Annotated in this window: 25 protein-coding genes and 1 pseudogene; 12 read left to right on the top strand and 14 right to left on the bottom strand. The window is 68.6% G+C overall.

All coding sequences use genetic code 11. From position 1 onward, the window contains the following. Nucleotide 1: 1 nt before the first annotated feature. Nucleotides 2-811 (bottom strand): SigB/SigF/SigG family RNA polymerase sigma factor, encoded by an 810-nt coding sequence (locus AC5Y5E_RS27015; RefSeq protein ID WP_499906524.1) that lies wholly within the window; start codon nucleotides 809-811, stop codon nucleotides 2-4. Nucleotides 812-1,375: 564 nt separating this feature from the next. Here AC5Y5E_RS27015 and AC5Y5E_RS27010 point away from each other — a divergent pair. The 6 genes and pseudogenes from AC5Y5E_RS27010 (at nucleotide 1,376) to AC5Y5E_RS26985 (ending at nucleotide 7,615) form a co-directional block, all read left to right on the top strand. Next, nucleotides 1,376-2,257, top strand: coding sequence for an SDR family NAD(P)-dependent oxidoreductase (locus AC5Y5E_RS27010; RefSeq protein WP_499906522.1), 882 nt, complete (start codon nucleotides 1,376-1,378; stop codon nucleotides 2,255-2,257). Nucleotides 2,258-2,289: 32 nt separating this feature from the next. After that, nucleotides 2,290-3,516, top strand: a complete 1,227-nt coding sequence (locus tag AC5Y5E_RS27005) for an FAD-dependent oxidoreductase (RefSeq protein ID WP_499906520.1) — start codon at nucleotides 2,290-2,292, stop codon at nucleotides 3,514-3,516. 41 nt (nucleotides 3,517-3,557) lie between these two features. After that, nucleotides 3,558-4,127 (top strand): DUF4389 domain-containing protein, encoded by a 570-nt coding sequence (locus tag AC5Y5E_RS27000; protein WP_499906873.1) that lies wholly within the window; start codon nucleotides 3,558-3,560, stop codon nucleotides 4,125-4,127. 47 nt (nucleotides 4,128-4,174) lie between these two features. Then, complete coding sequence (locus AC5Y5E_RS26995) at nucleotides 4,175-4,753, top strand: class I SAM-dependent methyltransferase (protein ID WP_499906518.1); 579 nt, start codon at nucleotides 4,175-4,177, stop codon at nucleotides 4,751-4,753. A 125-nt stretch (nucleotides 4,754-4,878) separates the two neighbouring features. Next, nucleotides 4,879-5,374, top strand: a pseudogene (locus AC5Y5E_RS26990) (PPE family protein); the annotation flags it as partial. A gap of 612 nt (nucleotides 5,375-5,986) precedes the next feature. Continuing rightward, nucleotides 5,987-7,615, top strand: a complete 1,629-nt coding sequence (locus tag AC5Y5E_RS26985; RefSeq protein ID WP_499906516.1) for a PPE family protein — start codon at nucleotides 5,987-5,989, stop codon at nucleotides 7,613-7,615. Nucleotides 7,616-7,661: 46 nt separating this feature from the next. On the opposite strand, the gene AC5Y5E_RS26980 is transcribed toward AC5Y5E_RS26985, so the two are convergent. After that, nucleotides 7,662-10,166 (bottom strand): FtsX-like permease family protein, encoded by a 2,505-nt coding sequence (locus AC5Y5E_RS26980; RefSeq protein ID WP_499906514.1) that lies wholly within the window; start codon nucleotides 10,164-10,166, stop codon nucleotides 7,662-7,664. Further along, nucleotides 10,163-10,861, bottom strand: a complete 699-nt coding sequence (locus tag AC5Y5E_RS26975; RefSeq protein ID WP_499906871.1) for an ABC transporter ATP-binding protein — start codon at nucleotides 10,859-10,861, stop codon at nucleotides 10,163-10,165. The genes AC5Y5E_RS26980 and AC5Y5E_RS26975 overlap by 4 nt, the downstream gene beginning before the upstream one ends. 220 nt (nucleotides 10,862-11,081) lie before the next feature. On the opposite strand from AC5Y5E_RS26975, the gene AC5Y5E_RS26970 reads away from it, so the two are divergent. From AC5Y5E_RS26970 to AC5Y5E_RS26955, 4 genes are all read left to right on the top strand, one after another. Beyond that, complete coding sequence (locus tag AC5Y5E_RS26970; RefSeq protein ID WP_499906512.1) at nucleotides 11,082-11,867, top strand: heavy metal-binding domain-containing protein; 786 nt, start codon at nucleotides 11,082-11,084, stop codon at nucleotides 11,865-11,867. After that, on the top strand, nucleotides 11,867-12,250 hold the full coding sequence (locus tag AC5Y5E_RS26965) for a DUF5073 family protein (protein ID WP_499906510.1): 384 nt from the start codon (nucleotides 11,867-11,869) through the stop codon (nucleotides 12,248-12,250). Before AC5Y5E_RS26970 ends, AC5Y5E_RS26965 begins: the two co-directional genes overlap by 1 nt. 77 nt (nucleotides 12,251-12,327) lie before the next feature. Beyond that, a complete protein-coding gene (locus AC5Y5E_RS26960) occupies nucleotides 12,328-12,975 on the top strand; it encodes a maleylpyruvate isomerase family mycothiol-dependent enzyme (RefSeq protein ID WP_499906508.1) in 648 nt (215 codons plus the stop codon). A 125-nt stretch (nucleotides 12,976-13,100) separates the two neighbouring features. Continuing rightward, on the top strand, nucleotides 13,101-14,849 hold the full coding sequence (locus AC5Y5E_RS26955; protein ID WP_499906506.1) for an N-acyl-D-amino-acid deacylase family protein: 1,749 nt from the start codon (nucleotides 13,101-13,103) through the stop codon (nucleotides 14,847-14,849). Nucleotides 14,850-14,855: 6 nt separating this feature from the next. On the opposite strand, the gene AC5Y5E_RS26950 is transcribed toward AC5Y5E_RS26955, so the two are convergent. From AC5Y5E_RS26950 to AC5Y5E_RS26935, 4 genes are all read right to left on the bottom strand, one after another. Beyond that, entirely contained in the window at nucleotides 14,856-15,497 is a 642-nt protein-coding gene (locus AC5Y5E_RS26950; protein WP_499906869.1) for a cutinase family protein, read from the bottom strand. Between the two features lie 236 nt (nucleotides 15,498-15,733). Next, on the bottom strand, nucleotides 15,734-16,222 hold the full coding sequence (locus AC5Y5E_RS26945) for a hypothetical protein (protein WP_499906867.1): 489 nt from the start codon (nucleotides 16,220-16,222) through the stop codon (nucleotides 15,734-15,736). A gap of 83 nt (nucleotides 16,223-16,305) precedes the next feature. Then, the gene (locus tag AC5Y5E_RS26940) at nucleotides 16,306-16,971 is read right to left on the bottom strand and encodes a TetR/AcrR family transcriptional regulator (protein ID WP_499906505.1); all 666 of its coding nucleotides are present in this window, start codon (nucleotides 16,969-16,971) and stop codon (nucleotides 16,306-16,308) included. 53 nt (nucleotides 16,972-17,024) lie between these two features. Beyond that, entirely contained in the window at nucleotides 17,025-17,612 is a 588-nt protein-coding gene (locus AC5Y5E_RS26935; RefSeq protein ID WP_499906503.1) for a TetR/AcrR family transcriptional regulator, read from the bottom strand. Nucleotides 17,613-17,655: 43 nt separating this feature from the next. On the opposite strand from AC5Y5E_RS26935, the gene AC5Y5E_RS26930 reads away from it, so the two are divergent. Further along, a complete protein-coding gene (locus AC5Y5E_RS26930) occupies nucleotides 17,656-18,201 on the top strand; it encodes a class I SAM-dependent methyltransferase (RefSeq protein ID WP_499906501.1) in 546 nt (181 codons plus the stop codon). 25 nt (nucleotides 18,202-18,226) lie between these two features. Further along, nucleotides 18,227-19,057: an enoyl-CoA hydratase-related protein gene (locus AC5Y5E_RS26925; RefSeq protein WP_499906499.1), complete on the top strand. Its 831-nt coding sequence runs from the start codon at nucleotides 18,227-18,229 to the stop codon at nucleotides 19,055-19,057. Nucleotides 19,058-19,129: 72 nt separating this feature from the next. Here AC5Y5E_RS26925 and AC5Y5E_RS26920 read toward each other — a convergent pair whose 3' ends face one another. The 7 genes from AC5Y5E_RS26920 to AC5Y5E_RS26890 are packed head-to-tail and all read right to left on the bottom strand — an operon-like array spanning nucleotide 19,130 to nucleotide 26,841. After that, on the bottom strand, nucleotides 19,130-20,833 hold the full coding sequence (locus tag AC5Y5E_RS26920) for an FAD-binding protein (protein ID WP_499906497.1): 1,704 nt from the start codon (nucleotides 20,831-20,833) through the stop codon (nucleotides 19,130-19,132). Then, nucleotides 20,830-22,203 carry an aromatic ring-hydroxylating oxygenase subunit alpha gene (locus AC5Y5E_RS26915; protein ID WP_499906495.1) on the bottom strand — a complete coding sequence of 458 codons (1,374 nt, stop codon included), beginning with the start codon at nucleotides 22,201-22,203 and terminating at the stop codon, nucleotides 20,830-20,832. Before AC5Y5E_RS26915 ends, AC5Y5E_RS26920 begins: the two co-directional genes overlap by 4 nt. Before the next feature lie 14 nt (nucleotides 22,204-22,217). Then, a complete protein-coding gene (locus AC5Y5E_RS26910) occupies nucleotides 22,218-23,762 on the bottom strand; it encodes an acyl-CoA synthetase (RefSeq protein ID WP_499906493.1) in 1,545 nt (514 codons plus the stop codon). Between the two features lie 19 nt (nucleotides 23,763-23,781). Continuing rightward, on the bottom strand, nucleotides 23,782-24,657 hold the full coding sequence (locus AC5Y5E_RS26905; RefSeq protein WP_499906491.1) for an enoyl-CoA hydratase/isomerase family protein: 876 nt from the start codon (nucleotides 24,655-24,657) through the stop codon (nucleotides 23,782-23,784). Nucleotides 24,658-24,675: 18 nt separating this feature from the next. Continuing rightward, a complete protein-coding gene (locus tag AC5Y5E_RS26900) occupies nucleotides 24,676-24,912 on the bottom strand; it encodes a lipoyl domain-containing protein (RefSeq protein WP_499906489.1) in 237 nt (78 codons plus the stop codon). Then, nucleotides 24,905-25,906 (bottom strand): alpha-ketoacid dehydrogenase subunit beta, encoded by a 1,002-nt coding sequence (locus AC5Y5E_RS26895; protein WP_499906487.1) that lies wholly within the window; start codon nucleotides 25,904-25,906, stop codon nucleotides 24,905-24,907. The genes AC5Y5E_RS26900 and AC5Y5E_RS26895 overlap by 8 nt, the downstream gene beginning before the upstream one ends. Continuing rightward, nucleotides 25,903-26,841: a thiamine pyrophosphate-dependent dehydrogenase E1 component subunit alpha gene (locus AC5Y5E_RS26890; protein ID WP_499906865.1), complete on the bottom strand. Its 939-nt coding sequence runs from the start codon at nucleotides 26,839-26,841 to the stop codon at nucleotides 25,903-25,905. Before AC5Y5E_RS26890 ends, AC5Y5E_RS26895 begins: the two co-directional genes overlap by 4 nt. Nucleotides 26,842-26,923 lie beyond the last annotated feature (82 nt).

Here is a 26,923-nt window from a genome sequence, read left to right as displayed (position 1 = left end):
CCTACCCCAGTTGGTCGCGCAGGCAGCGCAGCGTGTGGGCCAGGATGCGGGAGACTTGCATCTGCGACACGCCGATGCGCTCGGCGATCTGGCTTTGGGTCATCGACTCGAAGAACCGCATGTGCAGCACCTGACGTTCCCGCTCGGGCAGCGCACCCACGATGGCACGCACGGCTTCGCGGTTGGTGATGTGCTCGATTTGCGGATCGACGTCGCCGACGGCGTCGGCCACCAGGCGCGGCTTGCCGGAGTCGTCGGCTCCAAGCGGTGCATCCAGGGAGTCGAGCCGATAGGCATCGCCGGCGACAAGGCATTCGATGATTTCCTCCCGCGGCACGTCCAGCACCCGAGATAGCTCGCCGGCGGTGGGGGCGCGCCCCAGTTTTTGTGCCAAGTCGCTTGTGGTGCGACTGATTTGGACATGCAGCTCGCGCAAGCGCCGCGGCACCCGCATGCCCCAGCTGTAGTCACGGAAGTATCGGCGGACCTCGCCCATCATGGTGGGAACCGCGAACCCGATGAAGCTGGGGCCCTTGTCGGGATCGAAGCGGTTGATGGCGTTCATCAACCCGAGGCGGGCGACCTGAGTCAGATCGTCGAGGCCTTCGCCACGCCGCGCGAAGTGGCTGGCCACATGGTCCGCCAGCGGTAGGCAACGGGCGACGATGCGTTCGCGCTGACGGCCATATTCATGCGATTCTGCGGGCATCTGGCGCAGCGCGACGAACATCTCGACAACGTCGTCGTAGGAATCGTCCGTTTCTCTGCTGGCTTGTCGGGTGGGTCGGGATGGGGTCGCTACGCCGGTCATCGGCTAGGACGCGTCGCGAAAAGGTCTGTGCAGGAAGGGGTTTGCATTATTGGCCCACTTTCGGGGTCGTGTGCAGCGGGGCATCGCAGAAATGCGCACAATCGCCTCCGCTACACCTGTATCCGCCGGACAAGTCGGTGATCAGCGCACGCAGTGATAACGAGAGGGTGACCGGAGTTTCTCTCGGAGCCACGCCATGCTCAGCAGCCGTGCGGCTGACTGACCGCTTTTAGCTAAACGGCGACATGTCCAGAACGGACTTCACTGGTGACTATACGCCTCATCGGGCCCACCCGCGATTGCTCAGCTCAGAGGGGCCGGGAGCGAAGCATTGTTCAGTTTTCGAAGTTCGCCGGCCGGTGCCAGGACGAGCCTTGTCGCTGGATGTTCGGCCGGCGGCAATGTCGCGAGGGTAGCCGGGGCGCACCCCAGTTACGGGCTTCTCATTCTCGGACCGCCTGGGTACTGTTCGGCACATGTTTGTCACCGCCGCGCGCAAGCTGTTGCTCGCCGCCGAGAAGTCCGCGCGCACAGGGCATTCGGAGGATTCTGAGGCCCACGCCGATGTCTGATCCGCTGCTTGGGCGCGGCGTGGTGGTGTCGGGCGGCAGCCGCGGCGTCGGACGCGCGGTCGCCGAACTGCTGTGCGACCTCGGCGCCGGCGTGGTGGTCAACGGGCGCGACGCGGACGCCGTGGCCGAGACCGTGGCGGCGATATCGCACGCCGGCGGGCGAGTAACCCCGGTGGTCGGGGCCGCGGACAACGAACACACCGCGAACGCGCTCGTCGACGCGTGCGTGAGCAGGTACGGGCGGTTGGACGCCCTGATCAACTGCGCCGGGATCGCCGAGCCCGCCGGTTCGTCGATCCTGAACATCTCGCCGGAGGAATTCGACCGCCTGATCAGCGGGCACCTGGGTACGGCGTTTCACACGTGCCGCGTCGCCGCCCGCGTCATGGCGGCGCAAGGGCACGGATCGATCGTCAACACCAGCTCGGTGGCGTTTCTCGGTGACTACGGCGGCACGGGTTACCCGGCGGGCAAGGGCGCCGTCAACGCGCTGACGATGGCCATCGCGGCGGAACTGAAGCCTCACGGGGTGCGGGCGAACGTGGTGTGCCCGGGCGCCCGGACGCGGCTGTCCACCGGTCCCGAGTACGAGGAGCACATCGCGGACCTGCACCGCCGCGGGTTGCTCGACGAGATGACGATGCGAGCCTCGCTCGATAGCGCCCCGGCCGCCTTCGTGGCCCCGCTCTATGCCTATCTCGCCAGCGACTTGTCCCGCGGTGTGACGGGGCGGATCTTGGTGGCCGCGGGCGGATTCGTCGGCAGCTTCGACCGGCCCACGCCGCGCGTGCTCGGATACCGCGATCACCACGACGCCGAACCGTGGTCGGTCGACGAGATGCACAAGATGGTCGGCAGTGACCGCGTTCGGTGAACCGATGGGTGCGCGGGCACGTATCCAATGAAGTGACGGGCCCGCTTCGGATACTTGTCATCGGCGCCGGCGTGAGCGGAATTTCCGTCGCGCGCGGACTGCTGCGCGACGGCCACGACGTCACGGTCTTCGATCAGCGCAAGGACACGCGCGCCGGCGGCGGCGCGGTGACTATCTGGTCCAACGGCGAGACGGTGTTGCGGCAGCTGGGCGTGAACATGGCCGGGGCCGGCCAACTGCTTTCCCGGGTGCGGGTGCTGACCTCCCGGGGACACCAGCTGGCGAGCCTGGACGTGGACGCGATGGTGGACCGGCTGGGCGCACCCGTGCGGATGGTGCCGCGTCGCGTCCTGCTGGAACGGCTGTTGGACGGCTTCCCGAGCGATCGCATCCGCTGCGACGCCCGCGCGGCGCGGGTCGTGACGAAACCCGACGGGGTCCAGGTCGAATTCGACGACGGCAACGTGGCCCGGGGCGACCTGGTGATCGGCGCCGACGGCCTGCACTCCGTCGTTCGCGACGTCGTCGGCGCCCCCGCCGCGGAACCGACGGGCTGGTGCAGCTGGCAGGGGCTCGTCACCCTCCCCGCCCTGGTCGACAAGCGGGTGGCGATGATCGTCATCGGCGAGCGCGGAAACACCGGCGTGTGGCCGGCCGGGGGTTGCGACGTCCAATGGTGGTTCGACCTGCCGTGGTCCCGCGACTTCGTCAGACCGCGGCGCCCGATCGAGGCGATTCGGTCGAATTTTTCCGGGTGGTCCGACACCGTCGACCTTGTGCTGCGCAGCCTGACGGACGAGGACCTGGCGGGTTCGCCCTACCCGCACTTTCGGCACCCGCGGCTTCCCCCGTTGGTCCCGGGTCCCGTGACGTTGCTGGGCGACGCCGCGCATACCATGCCGCCCACGCTCGCGCAGGGAACCAATCAGGCGCTGCTCGACACCATGGTGCTGTGCAAGGAGCTTTCGGATTCCCGCGAGTGGGTAAACGCCGGCGCCGCCGAGCTCTCCAGGGAGATTTGCGCGGCCCTGCGCCGATACGAGAAGGCCCGGCGGCGCCGGGTCGGCGCCGTGTCCCGGGTCGCGGCGCTGCAGGTGGCCCACGGGGAGTCCGTGTTGTGGCCGGCGACCATGATCCCCGACCGGGTCCACACCTGGATGCTGACCACGTTTCTGCGGTGCACGAGTCATCGCCGGCTGTCCGCGGCGATCGATCGGGGCCTCGGGACGGCGATGCCGATCGCGTCGTGCCGCCGATGAATGCGCCCCCGACGGTGCGTGGCGCCGACGGTCCCGTGCGGGTGCGCGGCGATCTCGAGGCGCCGTCACGCTGGCTCTGGGTCGTCAAGTGGTGCGTGCTGGCCGTCCCGCACTACCCCATATTGATCCTTCTCTATCTGGTGTATCCGCTGCTGACGATCGTCGCCGGCGTGGCGATCCTGATCACGGGGCGCTACCCGCGCGCGATCTTCGCCTTCAACGTCGGGGTGCTGCGCTGGTCGTGGCGGGTCATGAACTACCGCTTCCCGATGAACACCACCGACAGGTACCCGCCCTTCGCGTTGGGCTCGAGGCCCGACTATCCCGGCGACCTGGTGGTCGACTACCCGGAGCGCCTGAGCCGCTGGGCCGTGCTGGTGAAGTGGTGGCTGCTCGGGCTCCCGCAGATACTGCTGTGCTGGGCGATGGAGCCACTGCTGCAGGTGCTTTGCGTCATCAACGCGGTGTGGTTGCTGTGCAAGGGGTCCATTCATCCCGGCATGTTCGACCTGCTGATAGGGATCGTTCGGTGGCGCTACCGGGTGGCGGTGTATGTATCGTTGATGAGTGACGAGTATCCGCCGTTCCGACTGGATCTAGGTGGCAGATAACGCGCGAAAATCCTTTATTCCCATACATATATCGGTTCGGTCAGCCGATGTTCGACCGGCTCTTCTACAACCGATATCGCCGGGCGGCGATCGCACACGCGACCGGCCGGCTGCTGATGGTCGGGCTGGGGCCGGGAACCGATCTGAAGTTCGTGCCGCCCGCGGTGACGTCGGTCGCCGCCGTGGAGCCGGTGGCCGCATTCCGGCGAATGGCGTCGCGTGTTGCCGATCGACAGGGCATCGCCGTCGACATCGTGGAGGGCACGGGCGAGTCGATTCCCTTCCCGGACAACACCTTTGATTCGGTCCACATCGGGCTGGTGCTGTGCTCGGTCGACGACGTGGCCGCGACGCTGGGGGAGATCCGCCGGGTGCTGGCCCCGCAGGGCCGGCTGGTGGTGCTCGAGCACGTCCGCGGAGACGGGGCGACGGGCCGGTTCCAGGACCTGGTCGCGCGGCCGTGGTCCTGGTTTGCCGCCGGTTGCCATCCGAACCGCCGAACCGTCGATGCCATCGCCGCCGCCGGCTTCGATACCTCGGGACTGCGCAGGATCCGGACCCCGGTGCCATTTCCGTGCAAACCGCACCTGCAGGGCTTCGCCACCGTGATGGGCGATGTCGGCTAGACCCGCATTGAACTATCCCGGCCTCTATTTCGTGTAGTCGTAGACGCTGCGTGTTGTCGTGCTGGCGTTGTCGTGCTGACTGCGCCGGCCCGGCCGTCGCGGCCCTCACGGAAGGGACTGGGGTCATGAATTTCTCGGTATTGCCACCGGAGATCAACTCGGCGCGAATCTTCTCGGGCGCCGGCTCCGGTCCGATGTTGGAGGCGGCCGCGGCATGGGACGCGTTGGCTTCCGAGCTGGGGTCGGCGGCGTCGTCGTTCTCGTCGGTCACCTCCGGCCTGACCCAGCAGGCGTGGCGGGGGCCGGCGGCTGCGGCGATGACGGCCGCGGCGGCCCCGTACGCGGGGTGGCTGAGCGCGGCGGCGAGCCAGGCGATGGGCGCGGCCGGACAGGCCCGGACGGTGGCCGGCGCGTTCGAGACGGCGTTGGCGGCCACGGTGCATCCGTTGCAGGTGACGGCCAACCGAAATGGGTTCGTGCAGTTGGTGATGTCGAATCTCTTCGGCCAGAACGCGCCGGCGATCGCCGCCGCCGAGGCCGAGTACGAGCAGATGTGGGCCCAGGATGTGGCCGCGATGGTCGGCTATCACGCCGGCGCCTCGGCCGCCGGCGGGGCGCTGGGGCCGTTGCACGGCCTGGCCACCCAGCTCGCGTCGGCGCTGGGCCTCAGCCCGGTCACCAACCCCGTCGCCGGCGACCCGGACTTCATGAGTCAAACCACCAATTTCGGCGGGCTGTTCTCATCGACCTCCCTTGCCGACCCCGACGACAACCACTTTGTCGCGACCAACATCTCGAGCCCGCTCTTCACGGCCGCGGTGACCTCCGGGTTGGAGCCGACATTGGGGCTGGGCGCCCCCGGGCAGACGATCTTCACGTTCCAGAGCCCGGTCGCCCCGTTCCTGAACAGTTCGTTCGCCCTGCCGGTGACGGATCCGCTGGCGCCGCTGTTCACCGCGCTTCTTCCGCTCGGCTTCTGATCGTCCGCGGGCATCGGAGGGGAGTGCCCGCGCCGCTCGGGACCAGCTACTCGTGGATATATTTTTCGTCGGACGTCGCCCGGGTATCGGCCCGAACACACAGCACGACTCATTCCGCACATTCGGACGGGCGATTCGATGATTTGTGGCGGAACTCAAATCTTTCGGCAATCGAAGTCATAGAATTCGCCTACGCGGCCTTGTCGGGGGCCGACCGCCCGGCGAGGCTCCTTCGACGTCGTAGGAGGCCTTCATGGTCACTTTTCCGATGTTGCCGCCGGAGATCAATTCCCTGCTGATGTACAACGGAGCGGGGTCTGCCCCGATGCTGGAGGCGGCCGCGGCGTGGAGCGGGCTAGCCGATGAGCTTGCAGCAGCGGCCAATTCGTTTTCCACGGTGACCTCGGAGTTGGCCGGCGGGGCCTGGCAAGGCCCCGCGGCGGCGGCCATGGCGGCCGCGGCGGCTCCGTATGCGGGATGGCTGGGCGCCGCATCGGCGCAAGCCGCCGGTGCGGCCGGGCAAGCGCGGGCGGTGGCAGGCGCGTTCGAGGCGGCGCTGACGGCCACGGTGCACCCGCTGGCCGTGTCCGCCAACCGCAACGCATTCGTGCAGTTGGTGCGGTCGAATCTCTTCGGGTTCAATGCGCCCGCGATCATGGCTTTCGAGCACCTTTACGAGGAGATGTGGGCCGCCGACGTCTCGGCGATGACGGGCTATCAGGCCGGTGCGACCGCGGCGGCTGCCCAGTTGAACCCCTTCGCGCAATTACTGGCTTCGCTGCCGGTGAACTTGGGGATCGGCAACAAGGGCGGCACCGGCAACGTCGGCAACGGCAACAAAGGCACCGCCAACGTCGGTGTCGGCAACAGCGGCAGCGGCAACACCGGCGGGGGCAACACCGGCACCTCGAATGTGGGCAGCGGCAACAACGGCAATTACAACTTCGGCGCCGGAAACACATTCAACGGCAACGTCGGCTTCGGCAATACCGGAAACGTCGTGACGAGTTCCGATCCGGGCCACAACATGGGCTTCGGCAACACCGGCAACGGCAACTTCGGCGTCGGAAACTCCGGCGATGGAAACCGGGGCGCCGGCAACACAGGCAACAACAACATCGGATTCGGCCTGACCGGAAACAATCTCGTCGGAATCGGTAACGCCTATTTCAACACGGCGACCAATCAGTTCACTTTCACCGGGCTGAACTCCGGCACAGGCAACATCGGTTTCGGGAATTCCGGCACCGACAACATCGGCTTCTTCAACTCCGGTAGTGGCAACGTCGGCATCTTCGATTCGGGGACGAATCCTTTCACTGGTCACCTCAACGGAATTGGGGTGGGCAACTCCGGCACCGCCAACATCGGCATCGGGAATTCGGGTTTCAACAACTTCGGCGTCGGGAACGCGGGCCAGGTGAACACCGGATTCGGAAACTCCGGCGTGATCAACACCGGCTTTGGCAACTCGGGCGCCATCAACACCGGTTTGTGGAATGCCGGCAACTTCAATACCGGCGATGGGAATACGGGTGACTTGAACACGGGCTTCTGGAATTCCGGCAACACCAATACCGGCATCGGATTCACCACCGACAGCGGGGCCACCAGTTCCGGCTTCGGCAACACGGCCAATAACTCGGGCTTCTTCAACACGGCCGTCGGCGGATCGGGACTGAATGGCCATATGTCAGGGCTCTTCAATACAGCCAGCGGCGCCGCGGGCACGGACGGCCAGAGCTCCGGCGTCGGAAACGTCGCCATCCCGGGCGGCCCCTACCTCGGTCCCCTCAACAGCGGCTTCGACTCCGGCTTCTTCAACACCGGAGGCAGCTTCCTCGCGGGTTTCTTCGGCCTCGCTCGACTGTTATGGCAATAGTTTCGGCCTGAGTTCCGGCCGACACTGAAGCCCATTGCGACGAAAACTACTCGACGCTGACGGCTTCGATGATGTTGAGCCGGGCCGCGCGCCGCGCGGGCGGCAGCGAGCCGAGCAGGCTGATCGCCAGCGCGCCGAGTGTGAACGCACACGCCATCCAGCTGGGCCGGAAGGTGACCTGGAAGTTCATCATGTCGCCGCTGACCAGGCTGAACAGCCATTGGTCCGAGATTCCGAACACCAGCCCCAGCGCGCCGCCGACGACGCCGATGCCGGTCGCCTCGGCCAGCACCATCCGCAGGATGGACCGTCGGCTGGATCCCATCGCCCGCAGCACGCCGATCTCGCGGCGCCTTTCCAGCACCGAGAGCGTCAGCGTGTTGAGCAGCGCGACCGCGGCAACCAACACGACGATGATCCATACGGCGTTCGCGATGAACATGCTCTGATGCATCGGGGCCTGAAGCCCCGCCAGCTTGGCGCGCCCGTCGTACACGTAGTTCGGCGCGGGCACCGCGCGGTGCACGACGGCGAGGAGGCGACCGGCGTCCGCTCCCGGGGCCGCGGCGATCTCGAGCGTGGTCGTCACGGGGCGGTCGAACCAGGCGCGGAGTTGTTCGAGGCCCATCCCGACCGTGCCGATCACGGTGGAGAAGTACGGCACCAGGGCCAGCACGGTCGTCTGCTGCGCGCCGTGTGGGGTTTGCATCCGCAGTTGGCCGCCGACCCCGACGTGCAGTGTCCTGCCCAGGTTCTGTGTGAGCACCACGCCCCGGCCGGCGAGCACCTGCTCGCGGGTCCGCTGGTCGAGCGCGCGGTAGAGCGGATCGGCCGTGCCGGCGGAAAAGCCGTCGAGCATCACGCGGGTGCCGCCCACTTCGGCGAACCCGAGCGCGCCCTCGGTGACGCGCCGGACGCCCGGCAACGCGGCCACCTTATCCGAAAGGCCTTGCGGCAGAGCATCCGTGGGATAGCTGTCGGGGGAGTTCGCGCTCACCCAGACCGGGACGTCGGCGACCGGGGCGAAGATGCCCCGTGCCGAGGAGATCATGTCGGCGTTGGTTCCGGTGATGGTGACGGTGGTGACCACCGCGATGAGCACCGTCATCACCGTCGCCCACACCCGGCGCGGCGCCCGCTCGACGGTCGCCGCCGCGAGGGCGCCGACGGAGCCGAACACCCGTGCCGTCGCGGCGGTGGCGTTGACGATTTGCTGGGTCAGCGCGAATCCGAGCGCTACCTCGGCGGAGAACACAGCCGCCATCGCGACGAACGCCAGGACGCCCCGCTGGTTGACGACGACCGCGATCGATGCGGCGAAGACAGCGAGCGCGCCGACCCCGCTCGCGACGCGCAGCCACCGCGGCACGCGGTCCGCGGCCGAAACGCCGACCGGCGCCAGCGCCTCGATGGGTGCGACCTTGTACACCTGCCGCGCGGCCATCGCCGATACCACGACGCTGGTGAGCGCCGTCGCCGCGACGGCGGCCGGTATCGCGTACCCGGGCAGCCAGTACTCGATGCGGGCCTCCAGCCCCTGGGTCATGGCCGGCGGCAATCGGCCGATCGCGATGCGGCCCATGACGATCCCGAGGGCCGAGCCCAACGCCCCGCCGATGATGCCGAGGATCACCGCCTCCGCGAGCATGTCGCGGACGATGGTCGCGCGGCGCCCCCCGATCGCGCGCAGCATCGAAATGACCGGCCGCCGTTGGGTGATCGCCATGGTCATCGTGGTGTAGATGAGGAAGGCGCCGACCATCAGGGCGACCATCGCCCCCATCAGGGCCATGTAGTTCATCAGCTTGACGCCGTCGCCGGCCCGGGTGGCCCGCATGCTGGGCTCGGCGACGATCGCGCGGCCGTTCACGGCGGTGGTGACCGCGGCGCGGACCCGGGCGAGGTCGGCGCCGGGTTTGGTGGTGATCAGGATGGAGTCGAGCTGGCCCGCGCGGCCGGTGATGTTCTGCGCCAAGGCGAGTGGGGCAAGCACGTAGTGCCCGCCGTTGAGCGCGGCAACCTGCTTGCCGGCGAGGACCTCGCCGACGGTCACCGATCTCGACCCCAGTTGGAACGTCTCCCCCTTGGCGTGGCCGACGCCGGGTCCGACACGCACGGCGTCGGCCGGTCCGCTCGGGCCGGGCGACCCGCTCTTCAACGCGTCCTTGAGGGCGCCGCCCAGCGCGGCCAGGCGCTCGTCGGCGCCGAACAGCAGGACCGGGCCCGAGGAGGTGGGCGCCGACGTCCGGATCAGCGGCGCCGCCGTCGCGACCCCGGGGACCGCGGCGACGTCGGCGGTGATCGTGTCGGGAAAGCCCGCGTCGGTGATGCCCGACACCTCCAGCGAGGCGATACCCGCGACGCCGTCGGCGAGCCGGTTGACCGATCCGCTGATCGAGCCGAAGATGCCGAACACCGCGACCAGATACATTGCGGAGACCGCCATTACGGCGACGGATGCGCTGGTGCGACGGCGATGCACCGCGAGCTCGCGCAGGCTGAACAGGCGCAGCCGGCTCGCAGCGGCGGCAATCGCCGAGCCCGGTGTCACACCATGACCTCCGACCGCTGGTCGGCGCCGACCCGCCCGTCCTGCAGCATGATCACCCGGTCAGTCGCCGCCGCGGCCTCCGAATTGTGGGTCACCATCACCACCAGCCGGCCCCGGCCGGGCTCGTGGGCCACCTCCCCGAGCAGCGCCAGGATCGACGCGCCCGTCGCGGAGTCGAGGTTCCCGGTCGGTTCGTCGGCGAGGATCAGCGGGGGGTCCATCATCAACGCGCGCGCGACGGCGACCCGCTGCATCTGGCCGCCGGACAACTCGGCGGGCCGGTGCTCGGTCCGGTTGCCGAGCCCGACGCGCTCCAACAGCCGAATCGCGTCCGGTTTGGCCCGGCCCAGCCGGACGCCGTCGAGCAGCCTCGGCACCGCGACGTTCTCCCACGCCGACAGCGTCGGCAACAGGTTGAAGAACTGAAATATGAAGCCGACGCGATGGTGACGAAACTGCGACTGCTGCTCGTCGCTGAGCCGGCCGATCTCGTCGCCGTCGAATTCGATCGAGCCCGAATCGGGGGAGTCCAGCGCACCCAACAGATGCAGCAGGGTGCTTTTGCCCGCGCCCGACGGCCCCACCACCGAGATGAACTGCCCGCCCTCGAGGCGCAGGCTGATCTCGTCGAGGGCCCGCACGGATTGACCGCCGACCCGGTATTCGCGCACCACGTCGCGCAGTTCGATGGTCAGCGGATTGTGATTGCTGCCGGTGTCGATCCGTCCGAACATGACCCTCCCCGCGCGCACCCCGTACCGCAAAAACGCTGGTACTTGAGATCACGAGGCCGCGCCGCGATCAGTTCATCGCGGCGCTCGAGAGAGGCCCCGGCGAGTTTGGGATGTGAAACGCGAACCCGCGTCCTACGCTGTGCTCCGGACCGCAGGAAGGTGCCCCAGAAAGGTGTTGTCAATGCAACCGAACCCGCTTGACCCAGTCGCGAGCGAGAGGCTGTCGCACGCAGGCAAGGTGTTCACGACCGACCTGTCGATCAACGAATTCGCCTTACTGCACGGGGCCGGGTTCGAACCGATCGAGCTCGTGATGGGCGTTTCGGTCTATCACGTGGGCTACCAGTTCACCGGCATCAGGCAGCAGTCCGAGCTGCCGGTGCTCACCGAGGCGACGTACCGCGCGCGCTGGAACGCGATGTCGCGGATGCAGGCGGAGGCCGATTCGTTGGGGGCCGACGGCGTGGTCGGCGTGCGCCTGGAGTGGCGTCACCAGGGGGAGGGCGAGCACCTCGAGTTCATCGCGGTCGGCACCGCCGTGCGATACACCGCGAAGCCCGGCGCGTTTCGGCGCCCCAACGGGCAGGCGTTCACCAGCCACCTTTCCGGCCAGGACCTGACGACGCTGTTGCGATCCGGATACGCCCCGGTCGCCTTCGTGATGGGCAACTGTGTGTTCCACGTTGCCGTGCAAGGGTTTATGCAGATGTTGAAGCAGGCGGGACGCAACGCGGAGATGCCGCAATGGACGCAGGGCAGCTACCAGTCCCGCGAGCTGGCGATGTCGCGGATGCAGAGCGAGGCCGAGCGCGACGGCGCGAACGGCGTCGTCGGGGTGCATTTCGCCATTTCGAATTACGCGTGGGGACATCACACGGTGGAGTTCTACGTGGCGGGCACGGCGGTGCGTCGCAGCGGCGAGCCGCAGACCCTGACCCCGTCGTTCGTGCTGCCGATGAGTGACTGATGACGGTGTTCGACCACGAGCGGGTCAGTCACGCCGTCGGGTCCGCCCTTTCGGGGCCCGGCGGCGTCGCGCTGGTGGTCAAGGTGTTCGGCGGCGTTCCCGGGGTGATCGTCACGCCAGCGCGGCGCGGCCTGTTCCGTTCGCAGCCCGAGCGGGTGCAGATCGGCGACTGGCGCTACGAGTTGACCGCTGACGGCCGGCTCCTCGCCGCCCACGTGGTGAACGGGGTGGCCATCGCCGAGGAGGTCCTCGCCGCCGGCGCCGTCGGTCCGCACATCGCCCGCGCGCTCGGCCAACTGGTGAGCGGTTACGGCCCGACGATCATGCCCAACATCGACGCGGCCCTCGAAGCCCTCGACACCGGCGCCGGTCCCCGCTTCTGACTTCCTCGCGCGCGACGACTTTCGGGCGCGGCGAGGGTCTATACCGGCGTCATCTCTGCCGGGTATTGGAGGCTTACATGTTCGAAGGTGCCACCCGCGACGCTCTCTGGTCCTCGGTTCACGCGGAGCGCGCCGCGCTCGCCGACGATCTCGCCGGCCTGGACGACGCGCAATGGGCGCAGCCGTCGCTGTGCGGCCAGTGGGTCATCGAGGACGTGGTCGCCCACCTCACCGCCGCCGCGAGCACCGGCCCACTGCGCTGGTTCGCCAGCGCCCTGGGCGCTCGATTCGACTTCGACCTGCACAACGCGCGGCGCCTGGCCGAGCACCGCGGCGCAACCCCCGCCGAGACACTCGAACGGTTCCGGCGCGTCGTCACCAGCACCACCGCGCCGCTGGGACCGACCGCCGCGTGGCTGGGCGAGGTCGTCGTGCACGCCCAGGACATCCGGCGGCCCCTCGGACTCCCGCGCACGCCGACCGTGGACACCGTCGCCCGGGTAGCGGAGTTTTATGCCCAGCGCGACTTTGCGGTACGCAGCCGGAGCGCGATCGATGGTCTGCGGTTGGAGGCGACCGACGGTTCCTTCGCCACCGGCGCCGGCCCACTGGTTAGCGGCACCACGCTGGCGCTGACGATGGCGATGGCGGGCCGCCAGGCCTACTGCGACGATCTCGCCGGCCCGGGTGTCCCCGCGCTGCGCGCCCGTTGCGCTGCGGGCTGACGCACTTTCACTCGCCTTGGCGAACAGCCACGCACCGTCTTGTTTGACCGCGTCGCCTATCGAGAAAAGCGTGAACGCTGTTGAATGCTTGGTGGGCGCCAAGCCCGGCCCGCGAGGAGGCTGTCATGACCTACGACCTGATCATCCGGGGCGGAACCGTGGTGGACGGCACCGGCGCGCCGGCGCGGACCGCCGACGTCGCGGTCACCGACGGGATCGTCGCGGAGGTCGGCCGTGTCGAGGGCACCGCCAAGCGCACCGTCGAGGCCGACGGGCTAACCGTGACACCGGGATTCGTCGACGTGCACACCCATTACGACGGGCAGGCCACCTGGGATCCGCACCTCACCCCTTCGTGCTGGCACGGCGTGACGACGGCGATCATGGGCAATTGCGGCATCGGTTTCGCGCCCGTGCGGCCCGACCGGCACGGCTGGCTCGTCGACCTGATGGAAGGCGTCGAGGACATCCCGGGCTCCGCGCTGTCCGAGGGCATCACCTGGGAGTGGGAATCCTTCGGCGAGTATCTGGACGCCCTCGAACGGATGCCGCGCGCGGTGGACGTAGCGGCCCAGATCCCGCACGCGGCCGTCCGCGGCTTCGTGATGGGTGACCGCGCGCACGACACCGCGACGGCGGTTGACCTCGACGCGATGAGCGGGATCGTCGCCGACGGCCTGCGAGCCGGGGCGGTGGGAATGTCGTTCGGACGCACGGCAGGGCATCGCAGCGCGTCGGGCGAACCCGTCCCGGGAACCTACTCCGAAGAAGAGGAACTCGCCGCGCTGATGGCCGTGATGGCGGAGGTGGGTTCCGGTGTGCTGCAAGTGGTTCCGGCCGGTGTGGGCGGCGCGATGGGAGGCGACCAGCGCCACTCGATCGACGCCGAGGTCGAGTGGATCACCAGGCTCGGGCGCCAATACCGGATACCGCTCACCTTCCTGGCGATGGTCAACGAGCAGGATCCGCACGATTGGCGGCACTGGTTCGCGGCGGTGCACGAGGCCAACGCGGCCGGTGCGGCGATCCGGCCGCAGGTCGCCAGTCGGGCCTTCGGAATGTTGATGGGCCACCAGTCGCGGATGAATCCCTTCCGGCACCGCGCGACATACCGGCCGCTGATGGAACTGCCGCTGGCGCAGCGCGTTCGACGACTCCGCGATCCGGAGGTGCGGGCGCAAATCCTGGCCGACGCGCCCGACCCGACGCCCGAACCCTCGGCGGACCAACTGAACAAACACATCTTCAAGCGCCTGTATCCACTCGGTGAAGCGCTCGACTACGAACCCGCGCCCGGGGACAGCATCGCCGCGATCGCCGACCGGGAGCGCCGTGACCCCTGGGAGGTCACCTACGACGTGCTGCTCGGCGCGCAAGGGCGCGAATTCCTGCTGCTGCCCCTGCTCAACTACGCCGGCAACAACTACGACCACCTCTACAACATGATGGCGGACCCGGTGAGCCTGCAGGGGCTCGGCGACGGCGGGGCGCACTGCGGGATCATCTGCGACGCCAGCATGACGACATACCTGCTGTCGCATTGGGTGGGCAAGCGGACGCGCGGGCCGGGCCTGTCGCTTCAGGCCGCGGTCCACCGCCTCACCGGCGACCCGGCAAGTTTCTACGGGCTGGGCGATCGCGGCGTGCTCGCGCCCGGGCGGCGTGCCGACATCAACCTGATCGACCTGGACCGGCTGCGGCTGCACTACCCGGAGCGGGTCGAGGACCTGCCCGGCGGCGCGGGCCGGTTGATCCAGCGCTCGGAGGGCTACGTCGAGACGATGGTGCGCGGCCAGACCGTCGTCGCCGAAGGCGAACTGACCGAAGCCAGGCCCGGCGGTCTGGTCCGGGGGCGCAGGCCGGCGGCTGTCTAGGTCCTCCTAGAGCCGTCCCACGGCGAAGTCGGCCGCCTGATCTACCATCCCGGCCTCGACGTACTGCCGGTGCGCGGCCGGGAATCCCGAGCCCGAACAGACCGGATCGTTGGGTACGCACAGCTCGATCGTCTTCGGCGCGTATAGCGGGCCGACCGTGACGGGGGGCTCGTTGATGATGCTCATGAACTGGGTCGACGGCTTGCCGAACAGGGCGACGGCGGCGACGTGGTTGGCGACGTCGGGCGGCATCGGCTGGGGCGGCTGCGCGAGGTTGGCCCCGTCCGGGACCCGGTTCGCGGTGACGAAGCCCATGACGGCCGCGCCCTGGGAATATCCGCCCAGCACCATCTTGGTTCTGGGGCAGTTCGCGGCCATCGACTCGACGTGGTGGCCGGCGTCGGTGATGCCGTCGATCGCCGTGGGGAAGTCCGTGGTGGCCGGGTAGTTGACCGGGTACACGCCGAGCGATCGGGTGCCCACGCGCGAGCGCAGCGTGTCCACGAAATCCTGGCCGACGCGGCCGACGCCGGGGGGCTCGGTGGTACCCCGGGCGAAGACCACCTCGACGTCGGGGCACGGCTCGGCGGCGGCGAACGGAACGGGCGCGGCCAGCAGCGCCCAAATCGGCGCCGCCGCAGCACAAATGAGACGGAGGAGGGGAGGAAACTTCACGCTCAAAATTTTGTCACAGCGCGGTAACGGATGCTCGCCGAGCGCGGGCCACCCCCCGACGGACCCGAAGGCCTTCCCAGGGGACGGCCTGCACCCACGGCCCCGGAAATGTCGCAGCTCAGGACCGCAGAAGGGGCCGCCGGACCGGTCGCAAGTCGGGCGAGCCGAAATGCGCGGTAACTCCCGGTGATGTGACCAAGTCGGCCGTATTACGTGCGTGTGTCCGGGGCGGCGGTCTCGCGGTTGCCGGCGCCCCGCCGGCGCAGTACAGAGCGGGCCGAGCGCAGCACGCCGCGAAATGCGTACGCGGCGGCAAGAACACACAGCAGGATCAGCAGGATGAACATCGGCAGCCAGTTGCTGCGCTCGTGGCTCACGTCCCACCAGACGATGGTGAACAGCAGCGCGCAGAGCAAAAGCACCATGTCCCGCCAATTGCCTCGGTAGGACAGGGCGGCTCGGCGCATCGCACGGTTCCTGTCGGCGACACCGATCAGGTCATCGATGCGCTCATCGATGATGCGTTGCATTTCGGCGCGTCGGGTGATCGCGTCGGTGGGGAGCCGGTCGAGCAGGTCCATGTCTTCTTTGATCAGCTCTCGGTAGTTCGGGCCCCGGAATTGCCCGGCCACGATGGCCAGCATCGCGCCGCCGAAAATGGGGGCGCTGTTGAGCGCGATTGCTCCCAGACCTGCCATGTCCCCTCCTTCGTCGGTCGTCGTCAACGTCGGTTCGTTGAGGATGGCCGAACTCGGGGGAGGGATCAACCACTCCCGCGGTATCAGGACGCTCGTGACGGGCGCCCGCGCGCGTGCGCCGGCTCGGCCGCCCGAAGCGCGTCCATGGTGCGCATCAACTGCGGGTAGGCGATCGCGGGTCCTATCCACCGGGTGAGATAGCGGCGCAGGTCGGCGCCGGTGCGCGGCGGCCGGCCCGGGTCAGTGAGGAAGGATTGCAGCACCCGCAGGCCGAATTCGTTCAGCTCGTCGAGCCCCGTTTCGTCGAAACCGTAGTGCTCCCAATCGATGTCGAATCGATGCAGCATCGATCGCCCGAAGGCCAACGCGGTGTCGGAGATGATGGAGACGCTCTGACCGCTGCGGTGGCGCAGCACGAACCCGACCTGATCGTCGGAAGCCAGTTGCTCGATGGCGAACGCCATGCCTTCCGTCATCGCCACGACCGGGTCGGTCACGCCTTCGAGCTGGGTCGCCAGGCGGTCGAGGAACCCGTCGGCCGACCGCATCGCGGCCGCCACCAGCAACGCCTGGGTGCCGGGGAAGTACCGGTAGACGGTCTGCCGCGTCACGCCGAGGGCCCGCGCCACGTCGGCGATTCCCATCGCCGTGCCCCGCTCGTCGATGATCCGGTCCGCGGCGTCCAGGATGCGCTCGATCGCCTCCTCGTCGGAGGCGGGCGCGTTCCCTGCCCAGCCGTGACTGCGCATGCTCAGCCGATCCTCACAGCTGGATAATAGCGATTCGGTTGGGCCACTGGGCTTTAGGCGGCGCAGGCTTTCAGAATGAGGCCGACGGCCTCGTCGAGCTGTCCCGCGATCTCCTCATAGCTGACGAACCGGGCCGTCAGGAGGGCCCCGGAGAACGTCATCTGAAGCGCGGAGCGCACCGCTCGCGGCCACCCGGGACCCAGCGCCGCCGCGATCCGCCTGGACACCTCTTCGCCGATCTGCTCCCGCAGCGGCTTGACGGCGGGGTCGTCGGCCATCAGCGCCGCGCCGCAGGCCGTCGCCAACTCGGGCTCGTCGGCGACCATCAGCGCCATGTCCCGCAGCGTCGCGCTGACCCGCGACTGGGTGGTGTCGTTGACGTCGGTGTGCAAAGGCAGGTCCTGCAGGAAGCGCAGGTACACCGCCGCCACCAGCGCGCTCTTCGACGGAAAGTACGTATACGCGCTGGCCGGGGACACGCCGGCGCGGGTGGCGACCGCGCGCATCGTCAGGGTCGCGTAGGAGGATTCCCGCAGTTCCTCCAGCCCGGCGTCGAGGACCTTGCGGATCGTCTGCGCCGGCCGGCGGTCGGAGCGGCGGGCCGTCCCCGCGTCCGTCGGAGTGGCCGCCTCTCTAGACACCGGTCCAGTGTAGAAACGCGGTGGGCGATTTAGGGTGGCGCCTATGGCCGAGGACGACCGGCGTCGCTGGGACGAGCGGTACGCCGCCGCCGGGCCACCGCCGGTGGGCGAGGTCGGGCCGCCCGGCTTCGTGGCGCGCCACGCCGAGCAGTTTCCGACCGCGGGACTTGCGCTCGACCTCGCCTGCGGGCAGGGGCAAGGCGCGGTGTGGCTGGCCCGTCGCGGCCTGGACGTCTGGGGGTACGACGTCTCCGCGGTCGCCATCGAGCAGGCGCGCGAGTTGGCCCGGCTCGCCGGCGTCGGGGACCGCTGCCGCTTCGACGTCTTCGACCTCGACGGCGGGCTGCCCGCCGGACCGCCCGTCGACCTGATTCTGTGCCATAACTTTCGGGACCGTCGCCTCGACGGGGCGATCATCGAGCGGCTGGCGCCGGGCGGGCTGTTGGCCATCGCCGCGCTGAGCGAGGTCGGGGCCGCGCCGGGACCGTTTCGCGCCGCGCCGGGCGAGCTGACCGCCGCGTTCGCCGCGCTCAAGCTGGTCGACGCCGGGGAGGGCGACGGTCGCGCCTGGCTGGTGGCGCGCGGCTGAGCGGCCGCCCGGTAATGTCACGACGATGGAGCGGCGCGTGCTCGAGGCGATCATCTATGAACGCGAACCGCCGATTGCGCGGATCATCCTGAATCGGGTCGACAAGGCCAATACCAAGGACGCGGTGTTGGTCACCGAGGTCGACGACTGCCTGCACGAGGCCGACCGCGACAAAGAGATCAAGGTCGTCATCATCAAGGCCAACGGGAAGGGCTTCTGCGGCGGGCACGTGGCCCGCTGGGGACCTGACGAGAATCCCTACCCGGATTTCGGAAACACCTTCGAGGACCTGTACAAGGGGACCGCCGACCTGTTTCTGTGGCCCACCCTGTATCTGTGGGAGTTTCCCAAGCCGACGATCTCGGCGATCCACGGCTATTGCATGGGCGGCGGAATCTATCTCGGCCTGCTGACCGATTTCTGTGTGGCGTCCGAGGACGCGTATTTCCAGATGCCCCTTGCCCAAAGCCTGGGGGAGCCCGGCGGGCACACCATGATCGAGCCGTGGCTGCTGATGAACTGGCACCGCACCATGGACTGGCTGCTGCTGGCGCCCACCCTGTCCGCGCGCGAAGCCCTCGACTGGGGCCTGCTGAATAGGGTGGTGCCGCGCGAAGACCTGGAAGACACCGTCGAGGAGATGGCGCGCAGGATCTCCCAGATCCCGTTGACGACGCTGATGGCGGTCAAGAACAACGTGAAGCGGGCCTGGGAGTTGATGGGCATGCGGGTGCACCTGCAGGTCAGCCACATCTTGACCAACATGGTGGGCGCCGCCTCGGATGTGCAGGCGCGCCGGGCCGAACTCATGCAATCCGGCATGAAGCCACGCGATTTCGTCGGCCGCGACGAATAGGTTTTTGCGCGAGCAGACGCAGGATCGCACTGTGGGGGCTCAGCGCGTGCGATTCTGCGTCTGCTCGCGCGTCTAGCGGGCCCCCTCGCCGGCGATCCGGCGCCCGGCGGCGTGCCGCGCGGCCACGTAACCGAACACCATCGAGCTGGCGATGCTCGCGCCCGCGCCCGGATACGTGCGGCCCATCACCGTCGCGGTGGTGTTGCCCGTGGCGTAAAGGCCCTCGATCACCAGGTCCTGCTCGTCCAGGACCTGCGCGTGCTCGTTGGTGACCACGCCGCCGCAGGTCCCGACGTCCGCCGGGAAGACCCGGGTGGCGTAGTAGGGCGCACGGTCGAGCGGGCCGACGGCGGCGTTGGGCCGGTAGCCGGGGTCGCCGAGACAGTCGTTGTAGGCCGACTGCCCGCGACCGAAGTCGGGGTCCAGGCCCTTGGCGGCGAAGCGGTTGAACCGCTGGATCGTTTGCGCCAACTCGTCGGCCGGAAGGTCGATCTGACGGGCGAGGTCGGCGATGCTGTCGCCGCGTTTCACCGCGCCCTTTTCAATAAGTTCGGGCGGCAGGCCTTGGTTGCGCTTGAGCGGATTCGTGCTGGTGACATACCTGTGCACATAGCCGTCGTCGAAGATCATCCAGCAGGGCACCGCCTTGTTGGCGTACATCGCCTTGCCGACCTCGACGTAGGAATTCGACTCGTTGCAGAATCGGCGGCCGGTGGCGTCGACGTAGATGGCGCCGGGACGCTGCCGGCCCGAGCCGAGCGAGGCCGCCGCCGCACCGCCGTTGGCGATGAAAACCGAAGGCAGCCACCACGCTTCGTCGAGCAGATCGGTCTTGGCGCCCAGGCGCATCGCGGCCTGCAATACCTCGCCGGTGTCCCCGGCGTTGGCGATCGACCACTGCGCCTCGTTGGGCTGATCGCCGCTGTATTGGCGGCGCATCTCCTTGTTGTGGCCGAATCCGCCGGCGGCCAGCAGCACGCCCTTGCGCGCCTGGACGTTCAGCGGCGCGCCACCGCCGCGGGAGACGCGCGCCCCGACGACGCGGCCGTCTTCGACGATGAGGTCTTCCATGGCGGCGTCGGTCCACAGCGGGGGCTGCCCGTCGCCGAATTCGATGAGCGCCTTGAGCATCTGGGCGATCAGCGAGGCGCCGTTGGTGAGGATTTGCCGGCGGCGGGCCCGCGCGGCCGCGGTGCGCAGGAACACCCGGGTCGCCACCGCGAACGCGCGCGGCGACCGGTTGTAGTACTGCACCGAGCGCAACTCGTTGGTCAGGACCACGAACCCGTAGTTCTTCGCCAGCGGCGGCTGCACCTTGTCGCTCCAGGCGCCGAGCTCCGCGGCGTCGAAGGGGATGCCCTCGATGGCGCGGCCGGACTCGTTGCCGCCCTTGTGGTTCGGGTAATAGTCGCTCCACCCGGCGCACCGGATCAGCCGAACGCCTTTGCGGATAAGGAAATTGATCATTTCGTAGCCCGCGGTGAGAAACATCTCGCGGCGCGCGGGCGAGGACGGCGCCCCAATGTCGCCGACCACGTCGGCCAGGTAGGCCATGCCGTCCTCGTGCGAATCCGCGATTGCTTCGGCCCGCATCAACGGGTTGTTGGGCAGCCACACGATGCCGCCCGAGAGCCCCGTCGAACCCCCGACCAGGGCCTGCTTCTCGATGATCAGCGGCTCGAGCCCGCAGTCGATCGCGGCCAGCCCGGCCACCATGCCGCCGCCGCCGCTGCCCGCGATCAGCAGGTCGACGGAGCGGTCCCAGGGGGTGCTCATCGCCCCTCCGAGCCGAAGCCCAGGTCGGCGACCGGCACGTCGATGGTGGTGTTGGTCTTCTGGATCGCGGGCACCAGCGCGTCGTACGGCAGGCCGGCCAGGAAGCCGTCGACGACGCGTTCGAAGTTCGAGATCAGCCCCTCGATCCGGTCCGACAGTCGCATGTAGTTAAACCCCTTGGAGTGCAGGCCTTTCTGCTGTCGCGGGAGATTGGAGAAGTCCTGGGCGGGGATGGGCGGCCAGCGCGGGTCGTCGGGCGCCATCGGCTCCGGTGGTGTGGGTTTGTCGGTCATCTGGTCCGGCGGGATGCGGGTCAGCGACCAGATCTCGAACAGCGTCTCCTCCGGGCCCAGCGGACGGATCCGGTACGACGAGGCGCTGCTGTATTGGGGCAGTAGAAAGTAGTGCGGGAAGCAGAAATTGATCGCTTCGGTGATGCCGCGCCGCTCCAGCTCGTTGAGGTCGGGCATGTCGCAGCCCCGGGCGCGGTGCCAGTCGACGATCGCGTCGTTGAGCGCGGCCCGCCAGGCGGCCATCGCCGCGGCCGGATCGGCCGGTAACTCCATGTTCTGCAGGCCCTCGGCGATGCGGACGTCGTTCTCGTGGGTCATGCCCGCCATGCCCTCGCCGAGGGTGCGCATGAAGTACAGGTTCGTCTGGGCCAGCCCCGGCGGTTTCGACGTGCTGGGCATCGAGGACGGCAGCAGCTGCGGGTGGGTCTGCGGGACGTGGTAGCCCTCCATGAAGGCGGCCGTCGCCAGCTTCCAGTTCACCGGAAGCCGGCACGCCTGCCACCACTCGACGCGCAGCGACTCGACCTTCCAGGCGTCGTAGATCGAGGCGAACGGCTCGAAGCAGTCGCGCATCGGTGGCGCGTGGTCGTCGAGGTTGATCCACGCGCAGCCACCCCAGAGCTCGCATCGGACTCCGACGAGTTGCAGGTCGTCAGCGCTCAGGTTGTCCTCGGCGAACTCGTCGGGTCGCAGAACGAAGGTGTTGCGGCCGTCGATGGCCCAGCACCACCCGTGGAATGGGCAGACGAAGGTGCGGCGGTTTCCGTTGCCCTCCACGAGCTTTACCCCGCGATGGCGGCACGCGTTGTGGTAGGCCCGCACCGTTTCGGCGTCGAGCCGGACGACGATGACGGACTCCTCGAGGATCTCGTACTCGACGTAGTCGCCGGGCTTCGGGATTTCCTCGAGCCGGCACGCCATCTGCCATACGCGGGGCCAGAGCAGCTCCGCTTCGAGCGCGTAGAACTCCGGGTCGTAGTACCGCTGCTTGGGGATCCGGTCGGGCCGCTGCACCGCCCACGGTACCGGCAGCGGCGTCCAGTTCACGTCGGTGTGGGTGGTCTGGGTAGTCACCATGTCCGTTCCCTCGTTCATACGATCCGTGAAGCCCGGCCTTGCCAGTACCGTTCGCGAATGCGCCTCTTGTACAGCTTTCCGTTGGGGTCGCGGGGCAACTCTGCTTCGAATTCGACTGTGCGCGGACACTTGTAGCCGGCCAGGTGGGCCCGGCAGTACGCGATGAGCTCCGCCTCGAGGTCGGGCCCGGGCGTGACGCCGTCGGCCGGCTGCACGACGGCCTTGACCTCCTCGCCGAACTCGTCGTTCGGGACGCCGAACACCGCGGCGTCGACGAGCTTGGGATGCATGATCAGCAGGTTCTCCGCCTCCTGGGGGTAGATGTTCACCCCGCCCGAGACAATCATGAACGTCGACCGGTCGGTGAGGTAGAGGTATCCGTCCTCGTCGACGTAGCCCATGTCGCCGAGCGACCGCCAGCCCCGTTCGTTGGAGACCGACGCGGTCTTGGCGGGGTCCTTGAAATACTCGAAATCGGGCCCGCCCTCGAAGAACAACTCGCCGGACTGGCCAACGGGAAGTTCGACCCCGTCGTCGCCGACCACGTGTACGGGGCTGAACGGCTTGCCGACCGAGCCGGGATGGGCCAGCCATTCCTCGGGCCCGATCGTCGTGCCCGCGAATCCCTCTGTGCCCCCGTAATATTCGTGGATGATGGGGCCGAACCACGCCATCATCCGGTGCTTGACGTCCACCGGGCACGGGGCCGCGGCGTGGATCACGCATTGCAGGCTCGAGACGTCATACTTTCGCCGCACCGCCTCGGGCAGCTTGAGCATGCGCACGAACATCGTCGGCACGAACTGGGCGTGGGTGACGCGGTGCGTCTCGATCAACCGCAGCACGGCCTCGGCGTCGAACTTGCGCATTAGGATCGAGGCCGCGCCGACGCGGTGCACGGCCATGGTGTAGTTCACCCCCGCCGCGTGATACAGGGGCGCGGGGGAGAGGTACACGCTGGACCGGTCCATCCCGTACTTGTGGATCAGCGCCAGCTCCAGGACTGACTGGGCCCACGACCCGTTGCCGTCGGCCGGCAGCGCCCGCCGAACCGCCTTGGGCCGTCCGGTGGTGCCCGACGAATAGAGCATCTCCGACCCGTCCGCCCGCGGCGGGGCGTCGCCCGCCGCCGCGAGGGCGTCGTCGTAGGGGCGCCAGCCCGGCAGCGCGCCCCCGACGGCCACGTGGATCCCGACACCCGGGTTGGCGGCACGGACGTGCGCGGCGAGGTCGGCCCCGGACGCCTCCGACGCGTCGACAAACACCGCCTTCGCGTCGGAGTCGTCGATGACGTATGCGACCTCGTCGGGGGTGAAGTGGGTGTTGACGGCGGTGTAGTAGAGCCCGGAAAGCTGGCAGCCCCAGGTGATCTCGAAGAACTCGGGCCGGTTCGGCAGCACCAGCGCGACGCCGTCGCCGCGCCGCAGCCCGGCCCCATGGAGGGCGGCAGCGACCCGCTGGCTCCTTTCGTACAGCTCGCCGTACGGGATCGTGTCGCCGTCCGCGAGGAGGAGGGCCGGCGACTCGGCGGCGGTGTTCGCGTGATCGGCGATGTTCACCAGCGGACCTCGCGAAGGCTCAAGTGGTCGCCGCGCCGTCGGTGGACGAGGCTGCTGCCGCCGCCTGGCGTCGGGCCTGCTCGGACGGCAGCACCTTGTCCTTGAACACCGTCTGGATCAGCTCCTGCACGTCCCTGCTGACCGACGCGAGCGCGACGAGGTCGTTGGAACTCTGCCAGTGCACCCGCATGCCCATCAGCTCCCAGGCCCGCTTCAGGTTCGCCTTGGTCGCCAGCAGCGTCGTCATCGGCGCCTGGGCGATGTGGCGGGCGATGGCGTCGGCCCGCGACTCCAGCTGGTCCCGCGGCACGACCTCGTTGACCAGGCCGACCTCCAGCGCCTTCTTCGCGTCGATGACCTCGGCGAGGTACAGGTAGTACGCGGCGCGCCGCCAGTTCATGAAAACCCATGGCTCGATCGAGCATTCGCCGGACGGCATCCCGAAGCCCTGCAGCGGCGGATAGGAGAAGTAGGCGTCCTCGGCGGCGATGACGATGTCGGTGGTCAGCCCGTAATGCGTGCCGCCGCCGACGCAGTAGCCGTGCACGGCCGCGATGGTCGGCTTGGAGAACTCCCACAGGTTCAGCACCGGCTTGACGAACAGGTCGCTCTGCGGCTTCCACGGCGTGCCCATGACCTTCGCACCCTCGACGAACGCCGGGTAGTCGACGGCGTTGTTGCCGATGGCGTGTCCGGAGCAGAAGCCCTTTCCGTTGGCCTTGAGGATCAGCACCTTGATGTCGTAGTCGCGGTCGGCGTCGAGCAGCGCGGCGTCGACTTCCTCGGCCAGCTTCTGGTCCTGGGCGTTGGCCTTCTCCGGCCAGTTGAGCGTGACCCGTGCGATCGGGCCTTCCTTTTCGTAGATGATTCTCTCGCGGGTCTCGTTGAGATCCATTGGCGGCCTTACCTTTCGCTAGGAACTGATGACGCCGATTTCGGCGCCGATGTCGTAGGTGGTCCCGACCCGTCCGGTCCACTGCACGATGCCCGAGGCGCCCGCCTCGATTTCCTGCTCCACCTTCTCGGTGGCGATCACGTAGATCGGCGTGCCCTCCTCCACGCGTTCGCCGGCGTCGACGAGAAGGCCGGTGAGCTCGGCCTCCGAGACGGCCACCGACACGCGTGGAATCCGGATGACGAAGTCAGCCATGCACCTTGGCTCTCTCACGCGTGCGCAGGGCGGCCTCCACGATGCGCGCCGGCGACGGGTACACCTGCGCCTCGAGCGCCGCCGCGGCCGGGTTGGGGACGAACCGGGCGGCGACGCGCTCGATCGGGGCGGCCAGCTCCCCGAACAACTCAGATTGCAGGGTGGCGGCGATCTCGGCGCCCGGGCCGGCGAATTGGACCGCGTCGTGCACCACGACGACTCGCCCTGTGCGGCGCGCGGATTCGACGATCGTCTCGACGTCGAGCGGCACCAGCGTGCGCAGGTCGACGACTTCGGCGCTGACACCCTGCCCGGCCAGCGTGTCCGCGGCCGCGAGCGCGTCGTGCACGGGGCGTCCGTAGGCGATCAGTGTCACGTCGGTGCCGCGCCGTTTGACGTCGGCCCGGCCGAGGGGGATCGAGAATCCGGGTTCGACGGGGACGGGCCCCTTCTTGCCCTGCAGCCGGATGGTCTCGATGAACAGGCAGGGGTCCGGATCGAAGATCGCCGACGTGAGAAGGCCTTTCCCGTCGCGCGGGGTGGCCGGCACGATCACCTTCATGCCGGGGATGTGCATGAACCACGCTTCCAGGCTCTGCGAGTGCGTGGCGCCGGTGGCCAGCCCGGCATAGACCTGGGTGCGGATGGTGATCGGCGCCGTCGTCCGCCCGGCCGTCATGAACCGCAACTTCGCGGCGTTGTTGATCAATTGGTCGGCCGCGATGCCGATGAAGTCCATGATCATGATCTCGGCCACCGGCAGCATGCCGTCGATCGCGGCACCGATCGCGGCACCGACGATCGCGGCCTCCGAGATGGGCGTGTCGAGGACCCGTTCGTGGCCGAACTTGGTCGACAGCCCCGCCGTTGGTCCCGAGGCGCCGGGGTCGGCGATGTCCTCGCCGAGCAGGAACACCCGGTCGTCGGCCGCGAGCGCCTGGTCGAGCGCGAGGTTAAGCGCCTCGCGCATGGTCATCTCTTTCTCTTGCGTCATACCGGGAACCCGATCGGGGTCGCGTACACGTCGCGGTCGAGTTCCTCGACCGAGGGGGGCTCCGCGCCCATGACGGTCGCAAGGGCGGCCTCCACCCTGGCCAGCGCCTCCCGGTCGATGCGGTCGAGCTCGTCGGCGTCGCAGATGCCGGCTTCCGCCAGGTGGTCGCGGAACCGCGGCACCGGGTCGGCCGCCATGGCCGCGGCCAGTTGATCCTTGGGGATGTAGGCCATCCGGTCACCGAAGTAGTGACCTCGGAAGCGGAACGTCACGCACTCGATGAACGTGGGGCCGGCGCCGGCGCGCGCCCGCCGCAGCGCCTCGTCGAGCGCCGACTTCACCGCCAGCGGGTCGTTGCCGTCGACGCGAACCCCCGGCATGCCGTAGCCGTCCGCGCGCTGCGCGACGTGCTCGATCTTCATCGTGTCCGTGGTCGGCGTCATCTCTGCGAACAGATTGTTCTGGCACACGAAGACGAGCGGCAGATCCCACAGCGCGGCCATGTTGGCGGCCTCGTGAAACGAGCCGGTGTTCGTGGCGCCGTCGCCGAAGCTGACCACCGTGACGCGGTCGAGGCCCTTGCGTTTGCCGGCCATCGCCAGCCCCACGGCCACCGGCGGTCCGGCGCCGACGATCCCGGTCGAGAGCATGACGCCCGTGGCGGGGTTGGCGATGTGCATGGTGCCGCCCTTGCCGCGGCTCGCGCCGACGGTGCGCCCCATCATCTCCCCGTAGATCTCCTCGAGCGGGACGCCCTTGCCGATCAGGTCGTGCAGCCCGCGGTAGGTCGTCACCAACTGGTCGTCGGGCCGCAGCGACACCCCCATCGCGGCGGCGATGGCCTCCTGGCCGCGCGACGGCCAGTACACGCACATGAACTCGCCGGTGCCGATGCCCTTGGAAAGCCGGTCGTCGGCCGCCTTCATCAAGACCATGAGTTCGTAGAGGCGACGCGCGATGTCGGCTGCGGATCGACCGTCGCTCACCAAGCCCCTCCAGTTCCGTTGCACCCCAACA

This window comes from Mycobacterium sp. NGS54, assembly GCF_059812465.1.
Note: the sequence above shows the minus strand (reverse complement) of the source record. Positions and strands in the feature narration are given on the sequence as shown.